This is a genomic window from Photobacterium sanguinicancri, assembly GCF_002265265.1.
Classification (GTDB): Bacteria; Pseudomonadota; Gammaproteobacteria; order Enterobacterales; family Vibrionaceae; genus Photobacterium; species Photobacterium sanguinicancri.
Window position 1 is genome coordinate 1 of the sequence record NZ_NOIF01000530.1, and the last position, 368, is coordinate 368.

Consider the following 368-nt stretch of genomic DNA (forward strand, 5'->3'; position numbering starts at 1 on the left):
CAACCCGCCACGCGATGGCGGATTCAAATACAACCCACCGCACGGTGGCCCGGCCGATACGGACGCCACCGGTTGGATTGCTGACCGCGCCAACGAGTTGCTCGCCGATCCATCTGGTATCCGTCGTAAACCTTATGAACAGGTGCGCAACGAGGTCTCCCGTTACGACTACCGCAGCGCATATTGCGACGATCTGCGCAATGCCATAGACCTCGACGCTATTGACGAGGCCGGCGTCCACATCGGCGCCGATCCGCTCGGTGGGGCCTCGGTTCAGTACTGGGAGTACATCGCAGACCACCTCGGTATTGACCTGACGGTCGTTAACCCCACGGTTGATCCAACTTGGCGATTCATGACCCTTGATT

1 pseudogene is annotated in these 368 nt (G+C 59.5%); it reads left to right on the forward strand.

From position 1 onward, the window contains the following. Positions 1-368, forward strand: a pseudogene (locus ASV53_RS26660) (phosphoglucomutase, alpha-D-glucose phosphate-specific); the annotation flags it as partial.